Raw genomic sequence first — 21049 nt, 5'->3', positions numbered from 1 at the left:
TCCGGAGCCGTACGGCATCGGAACCACCGGCGCCCCCGGAGCCCCGCGCCCCGGCGCCCGCCCCTCCCGGGAACGGGAACGTCCCGCGGCGGGCCGGGCCCACCGCGGGACGTTCATCGGCGTCTTCAGGACGCGGGATCGCTTTCCGCGACGCCGGACTACAACACCAGCGACAGCAGCAGGACGCAGACGATACCGACGACCGAGATGATCGTCTCCATCACCGACCAGGTCTTGATCGTCTGGCCGACGTCCATCCCGAAGTACTCCTTCACCAGCCAGAAACCGGCGTCGTTGACATGGCTGAAGAAGAGCGAGCCCGCACCGATCGCCAGCACCAGGAGCGCCGAATCGGTGGTCGACATCCCGACCGCCAGCGGGGCGACCAGACCGGCGGCGGAGATCGTCGCCACGGTCGCCGAACCCGTCGCCAGCCGGATGGCCACCGCGATCAGCCAGGCCAGCAGCAGGGTCGGGATCGACCAGTTCTCGGAGAAGTCCAGGATCATCTGGCCCACGCCGACGTCGATCAGGGTCTGCTTGAAGCCGCCGCCCGCGCCGACGATCATCAGTACGCCCGCGATCGGGGCGAGCGACTTCTCCACCGTGGAGGAGATCCGGTCCTTGGTGAAGCCCGCCGCGCGGCCCAGGGTGAAGAGGCCCACGAGGACCGCGGCCAGCAGGGCGATCAGCGGCGAACCGATGACGTCGGTGACCTTCTGGACCGGGTTCTCCGGGTTGTCGATCACGATCTCGACCAGGGCGTTCGACAGCATCAGCACCACGGGCAGCAGCACCGTGAAGACGGTCGCGCCGAAGCCCGGGCGCTTGTCCAGGTCCTCGGAAGGACGGGCCGGGATCATGTTCTCCGGCGCCGGGACGTTCACCCAGCGGGCCGCGTACTTGGCGAAGAGCGGCCCGGCGATGATCACGGTCGGTATGGAGACCAGCACACCGAGGGCGAGGGTGACGCCCAGATTGGCGTTCAGCGCGTCGATCGCCACCAGCGGACCGGGGTGCGGCGGGATCAGCCCGTGCATCACGGAGAGACCGGCGAGGGCCGGGATACCGATCCGCATCAGCGAGTAGTTGCCCCGCTTGGCCACCATCAGCACCACCGGGATCAGCAGCACGATGCCGACCTCGAAGAAGAGCGGCAGACCGATCACCGAGGCGATCAGCACCATCGCCCACGGCATGGTCGACCCCTTGGCCTTCGCCAGGATGGTGTCGACGATCTGGTCACCGCCGCCGGAGTCGGCGAGCAGCTTGCCGAGGATCGCGCCGAGCGCGATCAGCACACCGACACCCGCGACGGTGGAGCCGAGGCCCTTGGAGAAGGACTCGATGGCCTTGCCGAGCGGAGCCCCGGCGAAGGCGCCCAGCGCCAGCGACCCGATGGTCAGCGCCAGGAAGGCGTGCATTTTGTACTTGGTGATGAGCAGCACGATGACGGCGATGCCCGCGAGTACGGCGATACCGAGCTGGGCGTTGCCGGCCGAGGTGATCGGCTCCAGATCCGCTGCCAGCGTCTCGACGCTGAGACTGGTCACGGTGGTTCCTTACGAGAACGAGGGGGTCGGGGACGGGGTGTGGGGGGCTCGGTGCCGGTCCGGTGCGGCCGGGTACCGAAGGGGAGGGGCGGCGGGCCGGACGGTGCCGGGCCCGCCGGGGGTCAGCCGGCGGCGGACCGGGCCGCCAGGGCCGCCACCGCGCGGGCGGTGATCTCCGCCGGGCTGCCGGTGACGTCGACGGCGACGCCCGCCTCGTCCGGCTCCAGCGGCTCCAGGGTGGCGAACTGGGAGTCCAGCAGCGCCGTGGGCATGAAGTGCCCCCGGCGGGCCGTCATCCGCTCCTCGATGAGCACCCGGTCACCGCTGAGGTGGAGGAAGACCGCGTCCGGGGCGGCGGCCCGGAGCCGGTCCCGGTAGGCCCGCTTCAGGGCGGAGCTGGAGACCACTCCGCCCAGGTCGGCCCGGCCCCGTGCCCACTCGCCGATGGAGTCGAGCCAGGGCAGCCGGTCGCCGTCGTCCAGCGGGGTCCCCGCGGACATCTTGGCGATGTTCGCCGGGGGGTGGAAGTCGTCGCCCTCGGCGTACGGAACGCCCAGGGCCTCGGCGAGCAGGGGACCGATCGTGGTCTTGCCGGTCCCTGCCACGCCCATCACCACGACGACCTGCGGGGTGCTCATGTACGTGCCTCACTTCTGACGTCGACTCCGGTGTCGACATCGGTCCGTCGCGCTACTGAAACCTATTAGGTACGACTTATTCAAGATGTCGAGATGCAAACGTCATACTTTTCCGGTGTGATCCTCGCCCCTTAGGCTTGGCTCATGACCACAGCGGGCCATGGCCTCCATACACATGTGCTGGACACCCTTGGCCTTGCCATCACCGCGGGTGAGTACCCCGGCGGGAGCGTGCTGCGGACCGACGAGATCGCCCAGAGCTTCGACGTCTCCCGGACCGTGGTCCGCGAGGTGGTCCGGGTCCTGGAGTCGATGCGGCTGGTCGAGTCGCGCCGCCGGGTCGGTGTCACCGTCCGCCCCATCGAGGAGTGGAACGTCTACGACCCCCGGGTCATCCGCTGGCGCCTCGCGGGCTCCGACCGGCCCCGCCAGCTCCGCTCCCTCACCGTGCTGCGGTCCGCCGTCGAGCCGGTCGCCGCCGGGCTCGCGGCCCGTAACGCCACCCCCGAGCAGTGCGCCGAGCTGACCGCCTGCGCCCTCGGCATGGTGGAGACCTCGCGCGGCCAGCAGCTGGACGCGTACCTCCGGCACGACATCGCCTTCCACCGGATCGTGCTCACCGCTTCGGGGAACGAGATGTTCGCCCGGCTCGGGGACGTGGTGGCCGCCATCCTGACCGGACGCACCCACCACCAGGTCATGTTCGACGACCCCGACCCGGCCGCCGTCACCCTGCACGTCCAGGTCGCGGAGGCCGTCCGGGAGGGCGACGCGGAGCGGGCCGAGCGGATCACCCGGGAGATCGCCGTCGGGGCCCTGGCGGAGCTGGACGTCCTGGCCCCGGCCCCGGTGGTGGCCCCGAGCGGAAGTGCGAGACATTCCTCCGGTTCGTGATTTACTGCCACCTTGGTTTGCGTGTCGGCAACCTCAGAATCACCTCAGATCTCTTTCTCGGTGACCTGTAGCACTGCCAACATCGCAGGACCGCCCGATGCAGTGCCGTCGGTCGCGTTCCGGCTGCCTTGATGTGGTGACCCCGCCGTCGGCTGTCGGGGCCGACGTGCGCCATCACCCCCCACGCACCCTCACGAAGGCGACCATTCCTCCATGAGTGACCGCATCACCGCGTCCGAACACCCGGTCGCCGGGGCCGCCCCCGCCGGGACCGCCCCGACCGCCACCCCCCATGTGGACGCCGGTGACGCCGGTTACAGCAAGGATCTGAAGTCCCGCCATATCAACATGATCGCCATCGGCGGGGCGATCGGAACCGGACTCTTCCTCGGCGCCGGCGGACGGCTGGCCGACGCCGGTCCCTCCCTCGCCCTCGCCTACGCCCTCTGCGGCGTCTTCGCCTTCTTCGTGGTCCGGGCCCTCGGCGAGCTGGTCCTCTACCGCCCCTCCTCCGGCGCCTTCGTCTCCTACGCCCGTGAGTTCATGGGCGAGAAGGGCGCCTTCACGGCCGGCTGGCTCTACTTCCTGAACTGGTCCACCACCACCGTGGCCGACATCACGGCCGCCGCCGTCTTCGCCCACTACTGGTCCCTCTTCAGCGACATCCCCCAGTGGGTCCTGGCGCTGATCGCCCTCGCCGGTGTGCTGGCGATCAACCTGATCTCGGTGAAGTACTTCGGCGAGATGGAGTTCTGGTTCGCGATCATCAAGGTCGCCGCCCTGGTCTCCTTCATGCTGATCGGCATCTTCCTGCTGGTCACCCAGCAGGACGTCGGCGGCCACAACCCGGGCCTTGCCACCATCACCGAGAACGACGGGATCTTCCCGGTCGGCCTGCTCCCGATGCTCGTGGTCATCCAGGGCGTCGTCTTCGCCTACGCCTCCGTCGAGCTCTGCGGTGTCGCGGCCGGTGAGACCAAGAACCCCGAGAAGGTCATGCCCCGCGCGATCAACTCGATCATGTGGCGGGTCGGCCTCTTCTACGTCGGCTCCGTGGTGCTGCTGGCCCTGCTGCTCCCGTACACCGCCTACTCGGCCGACGAGAGCCCCTTCGTCACCGTCATGGACAAGCTCGGCATCCCCGGCGCCGCCGGGGTGATGAACCTCGTCGTCCTCACCGCCGCGCTCTCCAGCCTCAACGCCGGGCTCTACTCCACCGCCCGCATCCTGCGCTCCATGGCGATGGCGGGCTCCGCGCCCCGCTTCACCGCCCGGATGAACAAGGGCCAGGTGCCGTACGGCGGGGTGCTGCTCACTGCCTCCTTCGGTGTCGCGGGCGTCGGCCTGAACTACGTCGTCCCCGGCCAGGCGTTCGAGATCGTGCTCAACCTGGCCTCCATCGGCATCCTCGGCACCTGGGGCATGATCATGCTCTGCTCCCTGCTCTTCTGGCACCGCGCCAAGGACGGCCGGGTCACCCGCCCCGAGTACCGGCTGCCCTGGGCCCCGTACACCCAGATCGTCACCCTGGTCTTCCTCGTCGGCGTGGTCGTCCTGATGTGGTGGGGCGGCGGGGTCGGCCGGACCACCGTCAACCTGCTGCCGCTGATCGCCGCCGCCCTGGTCGCCGGATGGTTCGCCGTCCGCCGCCGGGTCAACGCGATCGCGGCGGAGCGCGAGACCCTCTGACCACCCCTCCCGGGCGGGGCGACCCGCCCGGGAGCACGTCCGTGACCTGCGGAGCGGAAGATATCCACAGGTTGTCGCGGCGAACCGCCCGACGGTCCATAGTGGTGATCTCGTACGAGGCGCTACGAAGGGCGGAATCCCGATGTCCCAGCAGGTCCGCGGAGTGATCGCACCGGGCAAGGACGAACCGGTCCGGGTCGAGACGATCATCGTCCCCGACCCCGGCCCGGGAGAGGCGGTGGTGGCCGTCCAGGCATGCGGGGTCTGCCATACCGACCTCCACTACAAGCAGGGCGGCATCAGCGACGACTTCCCCTTCCTGCTCGGCCACGAGGCCGCCGGGATCGTCGAATCCGTCGGCCCCGGGGTCGACGAGGTCGCCCCCGGCGACTTCGTGATCCTCAACTGGCGCGCGGTCTGCGGACGCTGCCGCGCCTGCCGCCGCGGCCGCCCGTGGTACTGCTTCGACACCCACAACGCCCGGCAGCGGATGACCCTCACCGACGGCACCGAACTGACCCCCGCCCTCGGTATCGGCGCCTTCGCCGAGAAGACCCTGGTCGCCGCCGGACAGTGCACCAAGGTCGACCCCGCCGTGGCCCCCTCCGTCGCCGGACTCCTGGGGTGCGGCGTCATGGCGGGCATCGGCGCGGCCGTCAACACCGGAGCCGTCGGCCGGGGCGACACCGTCGCCGTCATCGGCTGCGGCGGCGTCGGGGACGCGGCGATCGTCGGCGCCCGGCTCGCCGGAGCGGCCACGATCATCGGCGTCGACGTGGACGACCGCAAGCTGGCCACCGCCCGCGCCATGGGCGCCACCCATACGGTCAACTCCACCACCACCGACCCCGTCACCGCCGTCCGCGAGCTGACCGGCGGCTTCGGCGCCGATGTCGTGATCGAGGCCGTCGGCCGCCCCGAGACCTACCGCCAGGCGTTCTACGCCCGCGACCTCGCCGGAACGGTCGTCCTCGTCGGCGTCCCCACCCCCGAGATGACCCTCGAACTGCCCCTGATCGACGTCTTCGGCCGCGGCGGCGCCCTGAAATCGTCCTGGTACGGCGACTGTCTGCCGTCCCGCGACTTCCCGATGCTGATCGACCTCCACCAGCAGGGCCGGATCGACCTCGGCGCCTTCGTCACCGGCACCATCGGCATCGACGGTGTCGAGGACGCCTTCGCCCGGATGCACGAGGGCGACGTCCTCCGCTCGGTGGTGGTCCTGTGACCCCCGCCGCCTCCGGCACCCCCCGGATCGACCACCTCGTCACCACCGGCACCTTCTCCCTCGACGGCGGAGTCTGGGACGTCGACAACAACGTCTGGATCATCGGCGACGACACCGAGGCGATCGTCGTCGACGCCGCCCACGACGCCGCCGCGATCGAAGCCGCCCTCGGCGGACGGACACTCCGGGCGATCATCTGCACCCACGGCCACGACGACCACATCGACGCCGCGCCCGCCCTCTCCGCCGCCACCGGCGCGCCCGTCCTGCTCCACCCCGACGACCTGCCCCTGTGGAAGCGCACCCACCCCGACCGCGCCCCCGACGGCGAACTGGCCGACGGAGAGCGGATCACCGTCGCCGGAATCGAGCTGACCGTGCTCCACACCCCCGGACACGCCCCCGGGGCGATCTGCCTCCACGCCCCCGCGCTCGACACGGTCTTCACCGGCGACACCCTCTTCGCGGGCGGCCCCGGCGCCACCGGCCGGTCCTTCAGCCACTTCCCGACGATCATCCGCTCGATCCGGGAGAAGCTGCTCACCCTGCCCCCGGGGACCACGGTCCGCACCGGCCACGGCGACACCACCACCATCGGCGCCGAGGCACCCCACCTCGACGAGTGGATTCAGCGCGGCCACTGACCCGGCGGCAACCGGCTCTCGAACCGGAACGCCTCACCCGTCAGCGGATCCGTGAAAGCCAGCACCCCGGCCAGCAGCCCCAACGGCCGGGACCAGTCCTCGGTCCCGGCCGCCCGGACCACCGGATACAGCGGATCCCCCAGCAGCGGCAGCCCCAGGGAGTTCATATGGACCCGCAGCTGATGCGTCCGCCCGGTGACCGGCAGCAGCCGATAGCGGCCGAGACCCGCCCGGTGCTCCACCAGCTCCACCCGGCTCTCGCTGTTCGGCTCGCCCGCGACCTCCCGGGCCGCGAGCACCCCCCGCTCCTTCACGATCCGGCTCCGTACGGTCCGCGGCAGCTCCACTCCCGGATCGTGCGCCGCCACCCCCACGTACTCCTTGAACACCGCCCGGTCCCGGAAGAGGGTCTGATACGCCCCCCGGTCCCCGGCCCGGACCACACAGAGCACCAGCCCCGCCGTCAGCCGGTCCAGCCGGTGCGCGGGCTGCAACTCGGGCAGATCCAGCTCCCGCCGCAGCCGGGCCTGCAACGTCTCGGTGATATGCCCGCCGCGCGGCGTCGTGGCCAGGAAGTGCGGCTTGTCGGCGACCAGGATCCGCTCGTCCCGGTACACGACCCCGATCCCGAACGGCACCGGCTCCTCCGGCGCGAGCTCCCGGTGGAACCAGTACACCCGGCCCGCCGCGTACACCTCGTCGCCCGAGGCGACCCCGTCGTACGACACCAGACCACCCGACCCGAGCAGTGCCTCCGCCCGCCCGGCGCCGTACCGCTCCACCAGATGATCCCGTACGGTCGCCCACCGGCCCCCGGGATCCTCGGGCAGCCTCAGCCGTACCGGGTCCACCCCGGCCCGCTGAGCGAGCGGCGAGACCGGCGCCCGCCGTCCACGACCCACCATGACTCCTCTCGGCCCGCCCGGGCATATGAGAAAAGCCCCTCCGAAGAGGGGCTTTTCCGCCGGTGTCCGAGGGGGGACTTGAACCCCCACGCCCGATAAAGGGCACTAGCACCTCAAGCTAGCGCGTCTGCCATTCCGCCACCCGGACCAGGTGTCCGCCGTTCGGCCTGGGCCGTTCCGACGTAGAAAACCATAGCAAACAATCAGGGGTCCCCGATCACCCCTTCCACCCGGAGGGCGCTTACCGCCCGGGGTGTCTTGGGGGAGCGGGCCCGGCGCGGGAGGATGAACGGGTACCACCAGCCACAGCGGGAGGAATCAGCGTGAGCGAGCCGACGAAGGCCCGTACCGTCTCGGGCGAGGACGAGGTCGTGGATCTGTGCCGTGAGCTGATCCGGATCGACACCAGCAACTACGGCGACCACTCGGGACCGGGGGAGCGGGGAGCCGCCGAATACGTGGCCGAGAAGCTGGCCGAGGTGGGTCTCGAACCCCGGATCATCGAATCCCACCCCGGCCGCGCCTCCACGGTGGCCCGGATCGCGGGGGAGGATCCCTCCCGCCCGGCGCTGCTGATCCACGGCCATCTGGACGTCGTCCCGGCCAACGCCCACGACTGGACCCACCACCCCTTCTCCGGCGAGATCGCCGACGACTGCGTCTGGGGCCGGGGCGCGGTCGACATGAAGGACATGGACGCCATGACCCTCGCCGTCGTCCGGGACCGGCTGCGCAGCGGCCGCAGGCCCCCGCGCGACGTGGTCCTCGCCTTCCTCGCCGACGAGGAGGCCGGCGGCACCTACGGTGCCCGCCATCTGGTCGACAAGCACCCCGACCTCTTCGAGGGCGTCACCGAGGCGATCGGCGAGGTCGGCGGATTCTCCTTCACCGTCAACGAGGACCTGCGCCTCTATCTGATCGAGACCGCCCAGAAGGGCATGCACTGGATGCGGCTGACCGTGGACGGCACCGCCGGACACGGCTCCATGACCAACGACGACAACGCGATCACCGAACTCTGCGAGGCCGTGGGCCGACTGGGACGGCACCGCTGGCCGGTCCGGGTCACGCCCACCGTACGGTCCTTCCTCGACGAGTTGTCCGACGCCCTCGGCACCCCGCTCGACCCCGAGGACATGGACGCCACCCTCGCCAAGCTCGGCGGCATCGCCAAGATGATCGGCGCCACCCTGCGCAACTCCGCCGCCCCCACCATGCTGGGCGCCGGATACAAGGTGAACGTCATCCCCGGCCAGGCCACCGCCCATGTCGACGGACGGTTCCTGCCCGGGTACGAGGACGAGTTCCTGGCCGACCTCGACCGGCTGCTCGGCCCCCGGGTGCGCCGTGAGGACGTCCATGCCGACAAGGCGCTGGAGACCGGGTTCGACGGAGACCTGGTGGACGCCATCCAGTCGGCGCTGCGGGCCGAGGACCCGGTCGCCCGGGCCGTGCCGTACATGCTCTCCGGCGGTACCGACGCCAAGTCCTTCGACGATCTGGGCATCCGCTGCTTCGGCTTCGCGCCGCTCAAGCTCCCGCCCGAGCTGGACTTCGCGGGCATGTTCCACGGGGTCGACGAGCGGGTCCCGGTCGACGGACTGAAGTTCGGCGTCCGCGTACTGGACCGATTCCTCGACGCCTGCTGAACCCGCCGGGCGCCCGGCACGGGCGCCCGGTCCCGGTCCGGGCCACTCCTCGGACCATCGTTCTTTTGTGCGCATCCGACTGGAAAGAGTGAAAGTCCCTTACGCCTCGTAGCCCTCTGTCGTCCTCCTCGTTACAGGTGATGCGGTCCGCGGCTGGGATCGCATTGCCTACTAGGAGGAACAATGATCAAGAAGGTCGTCGCCGCCGCGGCTGCCACCGGTGGTCTGGTGCTCGCCGGCGCGGGTGTGGCCATGGCCGACGCGGGCGCCCAGGGTGCCGCCGTGAACTCCCCCGGCGTGCTCTCCGGCAACGTCGTCCAGGTCCCGGTCCACGTGCCCGTGAACGTCTGCGGCAACAGCATCAACGTGGTCGGCCTGCTGAACCCCGCCTTCGGCAACACCTGCGTCAACGGCTGAATGCCGGACGCCATGTCCCGGGCCCTCGGGGTCCGGTCGTGAACGCGGGGCGGTCCCGGAGGGCGAACGAGGCACTCCGGGACCGCCCGGCTTTACCGCCCCGGGCGCCCGTGCCCGGCGGAATTCCTGAGATCAAGTAAGGCAGGGAACCACCTATGCGACAGGTCACGCGTAAGGGCCTGATCACCATGGCCGCGGCAGCGGGCGGGGCACTCGCGCTGGGCGGGGGATACGCGCAAGCGGACTCCGGGGCGCACGGAGCGACGGCCAACTCCCCGGGCGTCGGCTCCGGGAACTCCGTCCAGGTGCCGGTCAACGTCCCGGTCAACGCCTGCGGCAACTCGGTCGACGTCGTCGGCCTGCTCAACCCCGCGTTCGGCAACAACTGCGCCAACACCGGCAGCTCCGGAACGGGGGCCGCCAAGCCCGCCCCCGCGCCCGCCGCCCCCGGCGCGGGCGTCCCCGGCACCAATCTCCCCGCCGGGACCACCGGCGGCGGCGCCCAGGCGAGCGGCGGTGCGGTCAACTCCCCGGGCGTCGGCTCCGGGAACACGGTCCAGGCCCCCGTCGACGTCCCCGTCAACGCCTGCGGCAACACCGTGGACGTCGTCAGCCTGCTCAACCCGGCGTTCGGCAACAACTGCGCCAACGACAGCTCCATCGCCAAGCCCCCGGTGGAGCCGCCGGTCACGCCCGTCAAGCCGAACAAGCCGGTCCAGCCCGTCAAGCCGGTCGAGCCGCCCACCAAGTCCAAGCCGGTCGACCGCGAGCCCACCGCCCCCAGCCGCTCCACCGAGCGCCCCCCGGCGGACGACGACGTGCTCGCCCACACCGGAGCCGGATCGCTGGGGCTGATCGTCCCGGTCGGCGCGGGCATGCTGCTCGGCGGTGCCGTCCTCTACCGCCGGGCACGCGCCTCCGCCTGACCGGCCCGCGACCCCGTATCCCTCCGAGGTACGGCGGTCACGCGAAACGGGTCCGCGCCCGAACGGGCCGGACATGACTCAGCCGGAGCAGCCAGCTTCACCGGGCCCCGCCGACGCGGGGCCCTTTTCGTACCCACCGGTCGCGTCGACCGGTGCGGAGGTGCCGATCCGCCCGGTGAGGCCGCTCACCGGGCGGTATCGATCACCAGGTCGCGCGCAGCTGTCGGATGATGCGCCGGCGCAACCGCACTCTGCGGCTGCCGTCACGGCGCAGCGTCAGTCGGTCCAACTCCCAGTGTCCGTACTCGGCATGGTCCGTGAGCAGGCGGGTCGCCTCCTTGCGGGAGACCCCGCGCGGGACGTACACGTCGACAAATTCGTATTCCGGCATCGCATCTATTGTGCGGGCAAGGGCCCCCTACGGATAGCGTCTTCCCTATGTCTGATGCTGCGCAGCCCACCGCTGCCGAGGTACGAGCCGCCGCCGAGGCGGTCAAGGCCGCACTGGACCGTCACCTCACGGCGGTCGAGAACCGCACGGGAGAGGACGACCCGGCCGTCTACGAGGCGTTCAACGCCCTGGCCGTGGCGGCGGAGGCGTACGACGAACGCCTCTACGACCGCTACGACGAGGTCACGCCCTTCGAGATCCCCGGAGCGGACGACGCGCTGCCGCCCTATGCCGGGCCCGAGGAACCGAACGCCCTGAGCGTGCTGATCCGCCGTGATTACGCGGTGGTCGAACCCCGGCGGCTGATCGCACAGGCACAGCGCGTCTCCGACGTCGAAGCGGCGGACGGCGCCGGGAACGGTACGGGCAGGGGCGCAGGGGCGAGTACGCATACGGCGCTCGGGGTGCTCTTCGGCGAGTACGAACCCGATGAGATCGCCTCCCGGCACAAGGAGTTCGGACTGGAGGAGGGCGACTCCACACTCTGGGTCTGCGCCACCGACGAACTGCCGGAAGCCGGTGAGTGGCTGGCCGCCCCCTTCGAGGCGGACGCCCAGCGGGTGATCTGCCGATTCGATGTGAGCGCGGTCTTCGACGAGGACGATCTGGGCGAGGAGCTGGACGAACTGCGGCGCTGACCGGCGCCGGAGCCGGGCCCCTTCCCCCCGGTGCGGGGAGGAAGGGGCCCGGCCGTACCCCGGAAGTGCCCTGGTTGTGCCCTTGTCGTGCCCCGGCCCGGGCGGGCCGGGCGTGGGATCACCCCCGGTGCTCCAGCAGGGTCCGGGCGATCAGTACCTGGGTCGGCTCCAGAGCGTCCTTGCCGTCCTCGACGTCCCAGAGCGCGTTCTGCAGCACCCGCCCCAGGGTCCAGCCGACGGCTCGCCGCCGGTCCGCGCCAATCGCCTCGGTCAGCCGGTCGAAGCGCCGGAGCACGGCCCCGGCCGGATCGTCCGATGCCTCGATCGCCGCCCACCGGTCGTCCAGACCGGGCAGCAGATCGAATCCCGGGTCACCGGCCAGCGGCTCCGGGTCGATCGCCAGCCAGGGCTCGCGCGTCCCGGCCAGCACATTGCCGCTGTGCAGATCCCAGTGGAGCAGCCGGTCCCCGGCCTCGCCCATCAGCTCGGCCACGGTCGACGCGCAGTGCTCCACCAGCTTCCGTTCCGCCGGATCGCGCAGCGCCGGTACGGCGCCGGGGGCGTCGGCCACCATCGCGGCGGCGATGTCCGACAGCCGCCGCAGCCCGGCGGGCGCGGGTACGGAGGTCAGCCGGGCCAGCAGCTCCGCGAGGATCCCGGTCGCCCGCTCCTCGTCCGTGACGGACGACAGGGGACGTTCCGCGTCCAGCCGCTCCAGCAGCTGGACCGTGGTCGCCTCGTCGTGGTCGAGCAGCCGGACGATGCCTTCGCCCCGCCACCGCAGCAGACCCGGGATCACCCCGGTGCTCTCCTCCCGGGCCTGCTGGAGCTTGAGCACGGCGGATGACCCGTCGGCCCGGAGCACCGGCAGGGCGAGCGACGCCATCCCCCAGCGGGTGGGTCCGTCGAGCCGCAGCTCCCAGCGGTCCAGGAACGAGCTGCCGAGCGCCGGCAGCTCAGCGAGCCAGGTACGGGCCCCGGGGTTCTCGTCGGCGTACGACGCGGCGAAGGCGTCGGGGACCTCGATCAGGGGTGATGTGTTCATGGAAAGTACTCCTTCGTGGAGATCGGATATCGATGTCGTACGAAGGAGTCGGCGGGGGTGCCCGGGCCTCGGGCATGCGTCAAAGCATGAGGCGAGCCTAGGTGATCCCCCGCCGGAACTCAGCCGTATTTTCCGGGCTCCCCGGGGGCGGTCAGCCGGTCGGCTCCTCCCCGGGCTCCTGGAGCAGGGCAGCCAGCAGGGGGCGCAGCCGGGTGGTGCGGGGCAGCGCCGGGATCGTCGCCACCGCCCGCGGCAGCGCGCCCTCCGCGCCGTGCACCACGGAGAGATGACGGTCGGCCCGGCCGAACGCGGTGTACACCCAGGGGCGGCTCAGGGCCGCCGTCGCGTCCCCGGGAAGTACTACCACGGCGGCGGGCCAGCGCAGGGCCGCCGCCTGGTGGGCGGTGAGGGCCCAGCCGTGCCGCAGCTCGGCCCCGACCCGCTCCTTCGCCACGGTCACCGCCGTTCCTCCGCAGTCGAGCCGGAGGCCGGCGGCGTCGGCGGAGACGACCGTTCCGGGCACGGTCCGGCCCGGCGCCGGGGTGTACGCCACCCGGTCACCGGGGTCGTAGCCGCCGAAGCGGCCGGGGCCCGGGTTCAGCCGGGTCTTCAGCGCCGCGTTCAGCGCCCGGGTGCCCGCGGAACCGCCGTGCCCGACGGTGATCACCTGCGTATGGTCGGCGGGCACGCCGATCGCCCGGGGGATGGAGTCGGCGACCAGCTGGACCGCGCGGTGGACGGCCTCGCCCGCGTCCCGTACCGGCACGATCACGACCTCCTTGCCGGGCGCCGCGACCTGGTTCAGCTCACCGGCCCCGATCCCGGAGACCAGCTCCCCGATCGGGCCGGGGTCGGGGATCCGGGAGGCGATCCGGGGGCAGACCCCGGCGGCCAGCAGATCGGCGAAGACATCGCCCGCGCCCGCCGGGCCGAGCTGTCCCGGGTCGCCGCTGAGCACCAGCCGGGCCCCGTCCGGCAGGGACTCCACCAGCATCGCGGCGCTCTCCGTGTCCAGCCGGGGAGCGTCGAGGACCACCAGCAGATCGAGGGCCCAGGCGCCGTCCTCGTCCCGGCCGGGGCCCGCGGTACCCGCGAGCAGGGCGGCGACGGTGACCCCCGCCGGGTCCGCCGAGCGGGCCGTCTGCTCGCTGTGGGCGGCGACGACGGCGGTCAGTCCGAGTTCGCGCGCGAGCCCGGCCAGCGCGGCGGGTTCGGCCCGGGCGGCCTCCCCGCCGGTATGCGCCACCAGCCCGCAGGCGGCGAGGGCGCGGGTCAGGCCGGTGGGCTCGGCCACGGAATCCCAACGGGGCTCCGGGCCGCCCCTGGCCAGCCGGGCCAGACCGTCGGCCAGGCTCTCCTCGGCCAGCGCGTACCGGTCGAGGCCCAGCAGTACGGGGCCCTCGGGCCCGGGGTCGTCCTCCGGCGCCCCGGCGCCCTCGGCCGGGTCGTGCGCCTCGGAGGCGGCCGAATCCGGCGACTCCTCCGAGCCGTCGTCGCCTTCGCCGTCGGTGGCGAAGGCCAGCACGACGCCCTCGGTCACCGCCCGGTCCAGCGCGCCGCGCGGATCCGGTACGGAACGGTCGGCGAGCGCGCCGAGCACCTCGGTCGACTCGACGGCGGTATGCCCCCGCAGGGCCGCCCGCTCCAGTTCCCAGGCGATCAGCGCCGCCGCCCGCCGGGGGTCGTCGGGCCCGCAGGCGCCGCCCAGCAGGGCGCGGGCGAAGCCGTCGGCCTGCTCCGGCCGGATCCCGGGCACGGAGAGCAGCCGCCAGGGGTCGTCCCGCAGCACGGTGTCGGCCCGCTCGCCGAGCGCCTCGGCCGCCGGAACGGCGGCGGACTCGGGCCCGTTCCCCGCCAGGAGGACGGTACGGACGGCGGCCACGACATCGGGTGCGGCGCCCTGCCGGGCGGTGGGCACGGGCGCCGGGCGCGGCGCGGCGGCCCGTGCCCCGCCCGCGTCCGCGGGTCCGGCGGACCGGGTGGCGGGGGCGGCGGGGGCGTCGTAGAAGGCGCTGCCGGGCCGGTCGCCGCGTTCCACGGCCCGTACGGCGGCCAGCAGATCGGCCGCCGAGCCGCTGAGCCCGGAACCGCTCGCCACGGGGCCGCCGCGCTCCGCCTTCCGCTGCTCGATCCGGGCCCGCAGCTCCCGCTGAGCGGCCAGCTCCGCCTGGGCCTCCGACAGCTCGGGCGCTCCGCCCCCGGCGTCCGTTCCGGTGTCCGCCGTCTCCGTGGTGTCCGTGGTGTCCGCCCGCTCGGCGGGGCCGGTCGTGCCGGCGGAGTCCGCCGGGCCTTCGTCGGCGCCGGGCCCATTCGCGCCCGCCGGGCCGGAGGCGTCCCCGGCCCCCTCTTCGTTCTCGGCCCCGGAAACGGAGGAGGAGTCGTCCGTTCCGGGTTCTTCTGTACCGCTCCCGTCGACGGACCCGGTCGACCCGGCGGCCGGGGCGGGGGAGTCCGTGGGCTCGTCCGCCGCGGTGGGGGCGACGGCGTCGGCGGCGTCGGCCGGGTCGGCGGCGGTGGCCTCGGGGTCGGCCGGGGGTTCGGGGTGCGGCCCCCGGGAAGACGCGGTCACAGCGTGCTCCAGTCCTGGTCGGGATAGCGGTGCACGGGCGCCGACACATCGTCGAGCGCCTGGCAGATCTCGTCAGGAAGACTAAGCGTCTCCACCGACAGCGCCTCCGTGAGCTGCCGCGCGTTGCGCGCGCCGATGATCGGGGCGGCCACTCCGGGGCGGTCCCTGACCCAGGCGAGCGCCACCTGGAGCGGGGTGGTCGCCAGTCCGTCCGCGGCGGTGGACACCGCGCCCACGATCCGGTCGGCGGTCTCGTCGAGATAGGGCTCGACGAAGGCCCCGAGCCGCTCGGAGGCCCCTCGCGAGTCGGTGGGCACCCCGCCGCGGTACTTCCCGGTGAGCACCCCGCGCCCCAGCGGTGACGACGGCAGCAGTCCGATCCCCAGATCGAGCGCGGCGGGCAGCACCTCGCGCTCCACCCCCCGCTGGAGCAGGGAGTACTCCATCTGGGTACTGGCGAGCCGGGTACGCGGCCCGGGCGCGGCGAGCTGCCAGGTCGCGGCCTTGGCGAGCTGCCAGCCGCAGAAGTTGGACACCCCGGCATAGCGGGCCCGGCCGCTGCTGACGGCGATGTCGACGGCCTGGAGCGTCTCCTCCAGCGGGGTCAGCGGATCGAACGCGTGGACCTGCCACAGATCGACGTGGTCGGTACCGAGCCGCTGGAGGGAGTCGTCCAGGGCGGCCAGCAGATGGCCCCGGGAGCCGTCGAACCGGCGCTCCGGGTCGGGCACGCTGCCCGCCTTCGTCGCCAGCACGAGATCCCGCCGGGGCACCAGTCGCTCCACCAGCCGTCCCAGCAGATACTCGGCATCCCCGCCGCCGTACACGTCGGCGGTGTCGACGAGCGTGCCGCCCGCCTCCCAGAACGCCTTCAGCTGATCGGCGGCGTCGTGCTCGTCGGTGTCCCGGCCCCAGGTCAGGGTGCCGAGTCCGATCCGGGACACACGCAGGCCGGTACGGCCGAGATGCCTCTGCTCCATGAAGGCTGAGAGTACTGGCCGGAACGTGACGCGGAGAGGGGCTGTGGAGAACCCCGGACCGCCCGCCGGCGGACCGGTGGCGGGCTCCGGGGCCCTGACGGATCCGGTACGGGCGCGCTAGAGTCCCCGGCACAGGGATGTTACTGATTGGTAAGGGGAGTGGGTATGCGGCTCGGCATCAATCTCGGCTACTGGGGCGCGGGCATGGACGGCGACAATCTCGCCGTCGCCCAGGAGGCGGACCGGCTCGGCTATGACGTCTGCTGGGCCGCGGAGGCGTACGGCTCCGACGCGCCGACCGTCCTGAGCTGGGTCGCGGCCAAGACCGAACGGATCGACGTCGGCTCCGCCATCCTGCAGATCCCGGCCCGGCAGCCCGCCATGACCGCCATGACCGCCGCCACCCTGGACTCCCTCTCCGGCGGCCGGTTCCGGCTCGGGCTCGGCGTCTCCGGCCCCCAGGTGTCCGAGGGCTGGTACGGGGTCAAGTTCGACAAGCCCCTGGCCCGTACCCGGGAGTACGTCGAGATCGTCCGCAAGGCGATGAGCCGCGAACGGCTGACCCATGACGGGGAGCACTGGACCCTGCCGCTGCCCGGCGGTCCCGGCAAGGCCCTGAAACTCACCGTCCACCCCGAACGCGAGCACATCCCCCTCTACATCGCCGCGATCGGTCCCCGGAACCTCGAACAGACCGGCGAGATCGCCGACGGGGCCCTGCTGATCTTCCCCGCCGCCGAGCACCTGGAGGAGACCGCGATCCGCCACCTGCGCGCGGGCCGCGAGAAGGCCGGGAAGACCATGGACGGATTCGACGTCTGTCCGACCGTGCCGATCGCCGTCGGCGACGACGTCGACGCGCTCGCCGACCTGTTCCGCCCCTATACGGCCCTGTACGTCGGCGGTATGGGCAGCCGCAACCAGAACTTCTACAACCAGCTCGCCCGGCGGATGGGGTACGAGGAGGCGGCGACCGAGATCCAGGACAAGTACTTGGCCGGGGACAAGGACGGCGCCGCCGCAGCCGTACCGCGTGAGCTGATCGACTCGACCGCTCTGCTCGGCCCGGTCGAGCGGATCGCCGACGGGATGCGGGCCTACGCCGAGGCGGGGGTCACCACCCTCACCCTCTCCCCGGCCGGATTCACCCTGGACCAGCGCCTGGCCGCCGTCCGCGCCGGCGTCACGGCCTGGGAGCGCGCCGGGCTGGCCTGATCCGGGCGCCCGGGTCCGCCGGGCGCGGCACGGACCGTACGGCACCGTGCGCCGTGCACCGCGCGGGGCCGGACCGGGAGCACCGGCCCGGCCCCGCGCGAACCGGCCGCCGAACACCCAGCCGCGCCGACGGGCCCGCCGAACAGGTCCGCGAACGGGCCGCCGTCCGCCCCCTGACCCGTTCGGCGCAGACGGCCGCCGGAGCTGTTGCCGCCTCGGCCCATCCGCATTTGACTCGTTCTGCGCGGATGCCTTCAGGAGGTGCAGCCATGCTCTCGGCCCGAAGCCTGTTCCAGGAGATCCTCGACAACGACGACTCCTACCAACTCTTCTGCTCCATCGCCGCCAGCGGTGAGACCCAGGGCGGCTGGGAGAACGCCCGGATCGCCGCCCTCGTCCCCGCCGCGATGAGCGACCTCGCGCCGAGGATCACCCGGCACGGCGCCGACGAGGACAAGCACGGCAGGATCTTCAACGCCCTGCTGAAGAAGCGCGGCCTCGAACCCGTGCCGGTACCGCCCGAGGCCGACTACACCATGCTCCTCGAACGCGCGGGTATCGGCCTCGCCCACGAGAAGCTCGGCGCCGACGAACCCCTCACCGAACGGGACATCGTCGTCTATCTCTCCCACAGCCGCGTCACCGAACAGCGCGCCGCCGACCAGATGGTGATGCTGGTCAAGTTCTTCGGCGACCACCCCGAGGTCGGCAAGGCGATCCGGATGATCTCCAACGACGAGGACAACCACCTCGCCTACTGCCACGAGGAACTGCTCCGCCTCGCCGCCGCGGGACACGGCCGGACGATCCAGCGGACCCTGCGCGAATGCGCCCTCGCGGAGATCAAGATCTACCGTGACGTCAGCCTCGCCGTGACCTCCCGGATGGGCCGGCTGCTGGGCTGGCCGAAGCCGAAGGCGGCCGTCCTCACCGCCGGTGTCCACGCGATCTACGCCTATGAACGGCTCGGCGGCTGGCGGCGGATGGTCCGGCTCCGGATGCCCGAGCGGCGCGGCGCCCTCGACGGGCCCGCCACGGCCGCCGCCGCCGCGTTCTGAACCCCGCCCGGCCGCGGGCCCCGGCCCTACGGCCCCGCGCCCCGGGGCGCGACGCCCGTACCGCCCCGAACGGGTACGAACACCCCGGCCGAGGAACAGGTGTACGACGCGGGGCCGGGTGGGCGGTCCCGCCACCGTTTTCCACAGGGCCCCACACGCCGCGCCGGGCCGCCTACCCTGACGGACATGGCCACCCTGATTCTCGTACGCCACGGACGCTCCACCGCGAACACGGCCGCGGTGCTCGCAGGACGGACCCCCGGAGTCGCGCTCGACGAGCACGGAGTCGAACAGGCCGCCGCCCTCCCCGGCCGGCTCGCCGCCGTGTCCCTCGCCGTCGCCGTCACCAGCCCCCAGCAGAGATGCCGGGAGACCCTGGCCCCGCTGCTCGCCGCCCGGCCCGGTCTGGAACCGGTCACCGAGGACCGGATCGCCGAATGCGACTACGGGGACTGGTCCGGCCGCAAACTGGCCGAGCTGGCCGACGACCCCCTGATGGAAGTCGTCCAGCACCACCCGTCGGCCGCGGTCTTCCCCGGCGGCGAGTCCATGCGAGCCATGCAGCAGCGCGCCGTCGAGGCGGTCCGCGACTGGGACGCCAGGGTGACCGCCGAACACGGCCCCGACGCCGCCTTTCTGATGTGCACCCACGGCGACATCATCAAGGCGATCGTCGCCGACGCCCTCGGCCTCCACCTCGACCTCTTCCAGCGGCTGCACGCCGAGCCCTGCTCCGTCACCGCCGTCCGCTACACCAGAACGCGCCCGTTCCTGCTCCGCCTCGGCGACACCGGCGACCTCGGCTCCCTCGGGCCGCGCCCCGACCGCCGGGACGGCGCCCCCGGACCCGGCGAGGAGGGCACCCCCGAGGGGAACGCGGTGGTAGGGGGTGGTGCGGGCGCCCCGTGATCGTCGGGCGCAGTAGGGTGGACAGGCGGTCGGCGCGTACGGCCGCACGGCCCGTGGCGCCGTCCGCGCCCCGCGCCGTCGGCGCCGCGTCCCCCACAGCCGTACCAGCCGTTACAGCGCAGTCACCACGCCGTCATCGCGCGGCCCGGCGGCTGTTCCCGAACCCCGAGGGAGTCAGAGCGTGTCCCGTCAGGTGTTCCTCTACGACCCGCCGGACCGGTTCGTCGCCGGTACGGTCGGGCTCCCCGGACGCCGTACGTTCTTCCTCCAGGCATCAGCCGGAGGCCGCGTCACCAGTGTCGCCCTGGAGAAGACCCAGGTGGCGGCGCTCGCCGAACGGATCGACGAACTGCTCGACGAGGTCGTACGGCGCACCGGCGGCAACGCCCCGGTCCCCGCGGTCGCCCCCGCGGACATTGCCGACACCGCCCCGCTCGACGCGCCCGTCGAGGAGGAGTTCCGGGTCGGCACGATGGCCCTGGCCTGGGACGGCGAGGAACAGCGCATGATCGTCGAGGCCCAGGCGCTGGTCGAGCTGGACGCCGACTCCGAGGAGGACCTCGCCGAGGCCGAGGAACGACTGCTCCAGGACGAGGAGAACGGACCGCCGATGCTGCGGGTCCGGCTCACCGGCGCCCAGGCCCGCGCCTTCGCCAAACGCGCCCTCGACGTCGTCAACGCCGGACGCCCGCCGTGCCCGCTGTGCAGCCTCCCGCTCGATCCGGAAGGACATGTATGCCCCCGCCAGAACGGATACCGCCGAGGGGCGTGACCACCCCTCGCGACCGTACGGAGGTGCTGCGCCTGCTCACCCGGGGCGAGCTGACCGTCCGCGGCCGGGTACCCGAGGCGTCCAACGCGGTGCTGCTCTGCTCCGTCGCCCTCGACGGCGAGGCGGCGTCCTGCGTCTACAAGCCCGTCGCCGGTGAGCGGCCCCTCTGGGACTTCCCCGACGGCACCCTCGCCGAACGCGAGGTCGCCGCCTACGAGGTCTCCGAGGCCCTCGGCTGGGGCCTCGTCCCGCCGACCGTCCTGCGCGAAGGACCCTACGGCCGGGGCATGGTCCAGCTCTGGATCGACGCCGACCCCGACGCCGGACTGCTCGCCCTGGTCGACGGCGACGAACCCGGCGACGGCTGGAAGGCCGTCGGCCACGCCCAGGTGGGGGAGGGCCGTACGGCGCTCCTGGTCCACGCCGACGACGAACGGCTCCGCCGGCTCGCGATCCTCGACGCGGTGATCAACAACGGCGACCGCAAGGGCGGCCATCTGCTGCCCTCGACCGACGGCACCCTCTACGCCATCGACCACGGCGTCACCTTCAACGCCGACGCCAAGCTCCGTACCCTGCTGTGGGGCTGGGCCGGGGAGCCCCTGCCGCCCGCCACCCTGCCCGCCCTGGCCGGCCTCGCCGCGGCCCTGGGCCCCGGCGCCCCGCTCGCCGACCGGCTGGCCGAACTCATCACCCCCGCCGAGGTCGACGCGGTCCGCGCCCGGCTGGCCGCCCTCCGGGAAACCGGCCGCCACCCCGTACCGACGGGGGAGTGGCCCGCGATCCCCTGGCCCCCGGTCTGACCCGGCGGCCACCCGGCCCGGCAGGATCCACAAGAGGCGACCCGAGGCGCCGACCCCGCCCGGTGC

The 21049-nt window shown here is 72.6% G+C and carries 20 protein-coding genes and 1 tRNA gene; 13 read left to right on the top strand and 8 right to left on the bottom strand.

All coding sequences use genetic code 11. The features are described 5' to 3' along the window. Positions 1 to 158: 158 nt before the first annotated feature. Positions 159 to 1553 (bottom strand): gluconate:H+ symporter, encoded by a 1395-nt coding sequence (locus AB0G74_RS00775; protein WP_361138705.1) that lies wholly within the window; start codon positions 1551 to 1553, stop codon positions 159 to 161. A gap of 122 nt (positions 1554 to 1675) precedes the next feature. Beyond that, entirely contained in the window at positions 1676 to 2191 is a 516-nt protein-coding gene (locus AB0G74_RS00770; protein ID WP_361138702.1) for a gluconokinase, read from the bottom strand. A gap of 144 nt (positions 2192 to 2335) precedes the next feature. Here AB0G74_RS00770 and AB0G74_RS00765 point away from each other — a divergent pair, with 144 nt between their 5' ends. The 4 genes from AB0G74_RS00765 (at position 2336) to AB0G74_RS00750 (ending at position 6646) form a co-directional block, all read left to right on the top strand. Continuing rightward, complete coding sequence (locus AB0G74_RS00765) at positions 2336 to 3085, top strand: FCD domain-containing protein (RefSeq protein WP_361138699.1); 750 nt, start codon at positions 2336 to 2338, stop codon at positions 3083 to 3085. Positions 3086 to 3298: 213 nt separating this feature from the next. Then, the gene (locus AB0G74_RS00760; protein WP_361138696.1) at positions 3299 to 4774 is read left to right on the top strand and encodes an amino acid permease; all 1476 of its coding nucleotides are present in this window, start codon (positions 3299 to 3301) and stop codon (positions 4772 to 4774) included. Between the two features lie 142 nt (positions 4775 to 4916). After that, positions 4917 to 6002, top strand: a complete 1086-nt coding sequence (locus AB0G74_RS00755) for an S-(hydroxymethyl)mycothiol dehydrogenase (protein ID WP_361138693.1) — start codon at positions 4917 to 4919, stop codon at positions 6000 to 6002. Next, on the top strand, positions 5999 to 6646 hold the full coding sequence (locus tag AB0G74_RS00750; RefSeq protein WP_361138690.1) for an MBL fold metallo-hydrolase: 648 nt from the start codon (positions 5999 to 6001) through the stop codon (positions 6644 to 6646). The genes AB0G74_RS00755 and AB0G74_RS00750 overlap by 4 nt, the downstream gene beginning before the upstream one ends. On the opposite strand, the gene AB0G74_RS00745 is transcribed toward AB0G74_RS00750, so the two are convergent. After that, positions 6631 to 7551 carry a pseudouridine synthase gene (locus AB0G74_RS00745; RefSeq protein WP_361138687.1) on the bottom strand — a complete coding sequence of 307 codons (921 nt, stop codon included), beginning with the start codon at positions 7549 to 7551 and terminating at the stop codon, positions 6631 to 6633. The genes AB0G74_RS00750 and AB0G74_RS00745 overlap by 16 nt on opposite strands. A gap of 63 nt (positions 7552 to 7614) precedes the next feature. Then, positions 7615 to 7699 (bottom strand) — tRNA-Leu (locus tag AB0G74_RS00740). Positions 7700 to 7874: 175 nt separating this feature from the next. On the opposite strand from AB0G74_RS00740, the gene AB0G74_RS00735 reads away from it, so the two are divergent. From AB0G74_RS00735 to AB0G74_RS00725, 3 genes are all read left to right on the top strand, one after another. After that, positions 7875 to 9200, top strand: coding sequence for a M20/M25/M40 family metallo-hydrolase (locus AB0G74_RS00735; RefSeq protein WP_361138684.1), 1326 nt, complete (start codon positions 7875 to 7877; stop codon positions 9198 to 9200). A gap of 183 nt (positions 9201 to 9383) precedes the next feature. After that, complete coding sequence (gene chpH / locus AB0G74_RS00730) at positions 9384 to 9617, top strand: chaplin ChpH (RefSeq protein WP_361138682.1); 234 nt, start codon at positions 9384 to 9386, stop codon at positions 9615 to 9617. Positions 9618 to 9772: 155 nt separating this feature from the next. Continuing rightward, positions 9773 to 10543, top strand: a complete 771-nt coding sequence (locus tag AB0G74_RS00725) for a chaplin (RefSeq protein WP_361138679.1) — start codon at positions 9773 to 9775, stop codon at positions 10541 to 10543. A 202-nt stretch (positions 10544 to 10745) separates the two neighbouring features. Here AB0G74_RS00725 and AB0G74_RS00720 read toward each other — a convergent pair whose 3' ends face one another. Then, complete coding sequence (locus tag AB0G74_RS00720) at positions 10746 to 10934, bottom strand: DUF5703 family protein (RefSeq protein WP_056786418.1); 189 nt, start codon at positions 10932 to 10934, stop codon at positions 10746 to 10748. Between the two features lie 47 nt (positions 10935 to 10981). Between AB0G74_RS00720 and AB0G74_RS00715 the strand changes: the two genes are divergently transcribed. After that, entirely contained in the window at positions 10982 to 11632 is a 651-nt protein-coding gene (locus AB0G74_RS00715; RefSeq protein WP_361138676.1) for a hypothetical protein, read from the top strand. A gap of 118 nt (positions 11633 to 11750) precedes the next feature. Here AB0G74_RS00715 and AB0G74_RS00710 read toward each other — a convergent pair whose 3' ends face one another. The 3 genes from AB0G74_RS00710 to AB0G74_RS00700 form a co-directional block, all read right to left on the bottom strand. Further along, positions 11751 to 12677, bottom strand: a complete 927-nt coding sequence (locus tag AB0G74_RS00710; RefSeq protein ID WP_361138674.1) for an aminoglycoside phosphotransferase family protein — start codon at positions 12675 to 12677, stop codon at positions 11751 to 11753. Positions 12678 to 12828: 151 nt separating this feature from the next. Next, positions 12829 to 15246, bottom strand: a complete 2418-nt coding sequence (locus AB0G74_RS00705; RefSeq protein ID WP_361138671.1) for an AAA family ATPase — start codon at positions 15244 to 15246, stop codon at positions 12829 to 12831. After that, on the bottom strand, positions 15243 to 16226 hold the full coding sequence (locus AB0G74_RS00700; protein WP_361138669.1) for an aldo/keto reductase: 984 nt from the start codon (positions 16224 to 16226) through the stop codon (positions 15243 to 15245). Before AB0G74_RS00700 ends, AB0G74_RS00705 begins: the two co-directional genes overlap by 4 nt. A 165-nt stretch (positions 16227 to 16391) precedes the next feature. On the opposite strand from AB0G74_RS00700, the gene AB0G74_RS00695 reads away from it, so the two are divergent. From AB0G74_RS00695 to AB0G74_RS00675, 5 genes are all read left to right on the top strand, one after another. Next, positions 16392 to 17441, top strand: a complete 1050-nt coding sequence (locus tag AB0G74_RS00695) for an LLM class F420-dependent oxidoreductase (RefSeq protein WP_361138666.1) — start codon at positions 16392 to 16394, stop codon at positions 17439 to 17441. 269 nt (positions 17442 to 17710) lie between these two features. Beyond that, positions 17711 to 18499 (top strand): ferritin-like domain-containing protein, encoded by a 789-nt coding sequence (locus AB0G74_RS00690; protein WP_361138664.1) that lies wholly within the window; start codon positions 17711 to 17713, stop codon positions 18497 to 18499. A 186-nt stretch (positions 18500 to 18685) separates the two neighbouring features. Next, a complete protein-coding gene (locus AB0G74_RS00685) occupies positions 18686 to 19408 on the top strand; it encodes a histidine phosphatase family protein (protein ID WP_361138662.1) in 723 nt (240 codons plus the stop codon). A gap of 181 nt (positions 19409 to 19589) precedes the next feature. Next, the gene (locus AB0G74_RS00680) at positions 19590 to 20180 is read left to right on the top strand and encodes a DUF3090 domain-containing protein (RefSeq protein WP_358825322.1); all 591 of its coding nucleotides are present in this window, start codon (positions 19590 to 19592) and stop codon (positions 20178 to 20180) included. Further along, a complete protein-coding gene (locus AB0G74_RS00675) occupies positions 20144 to 20983 on the top strand; it encodes an SCO1664 family protein (RefSeq protein WP_361138659.1) in 840 nt (279 codons plus the stop codon). The genes AB0G74_RS00680 and AB0G74_RS00675 overlap by 37 nt, the downstream gene beginning before the upstream one ends. Positions 20984 to 21049 lie beyond the last annotated feature (66 nt).

The organism is Streptomyces sp. NPDC020875 (assembly GCF_040641415.1).
Lineage (GTDB): Bacteria > Actinomycetota > Actinomycetes > Streptomycetales > Streptomycetaceae > Streptomyces.
This window is presented reverse-complemented; position numbering and strand designations above follow the sequence as displayed.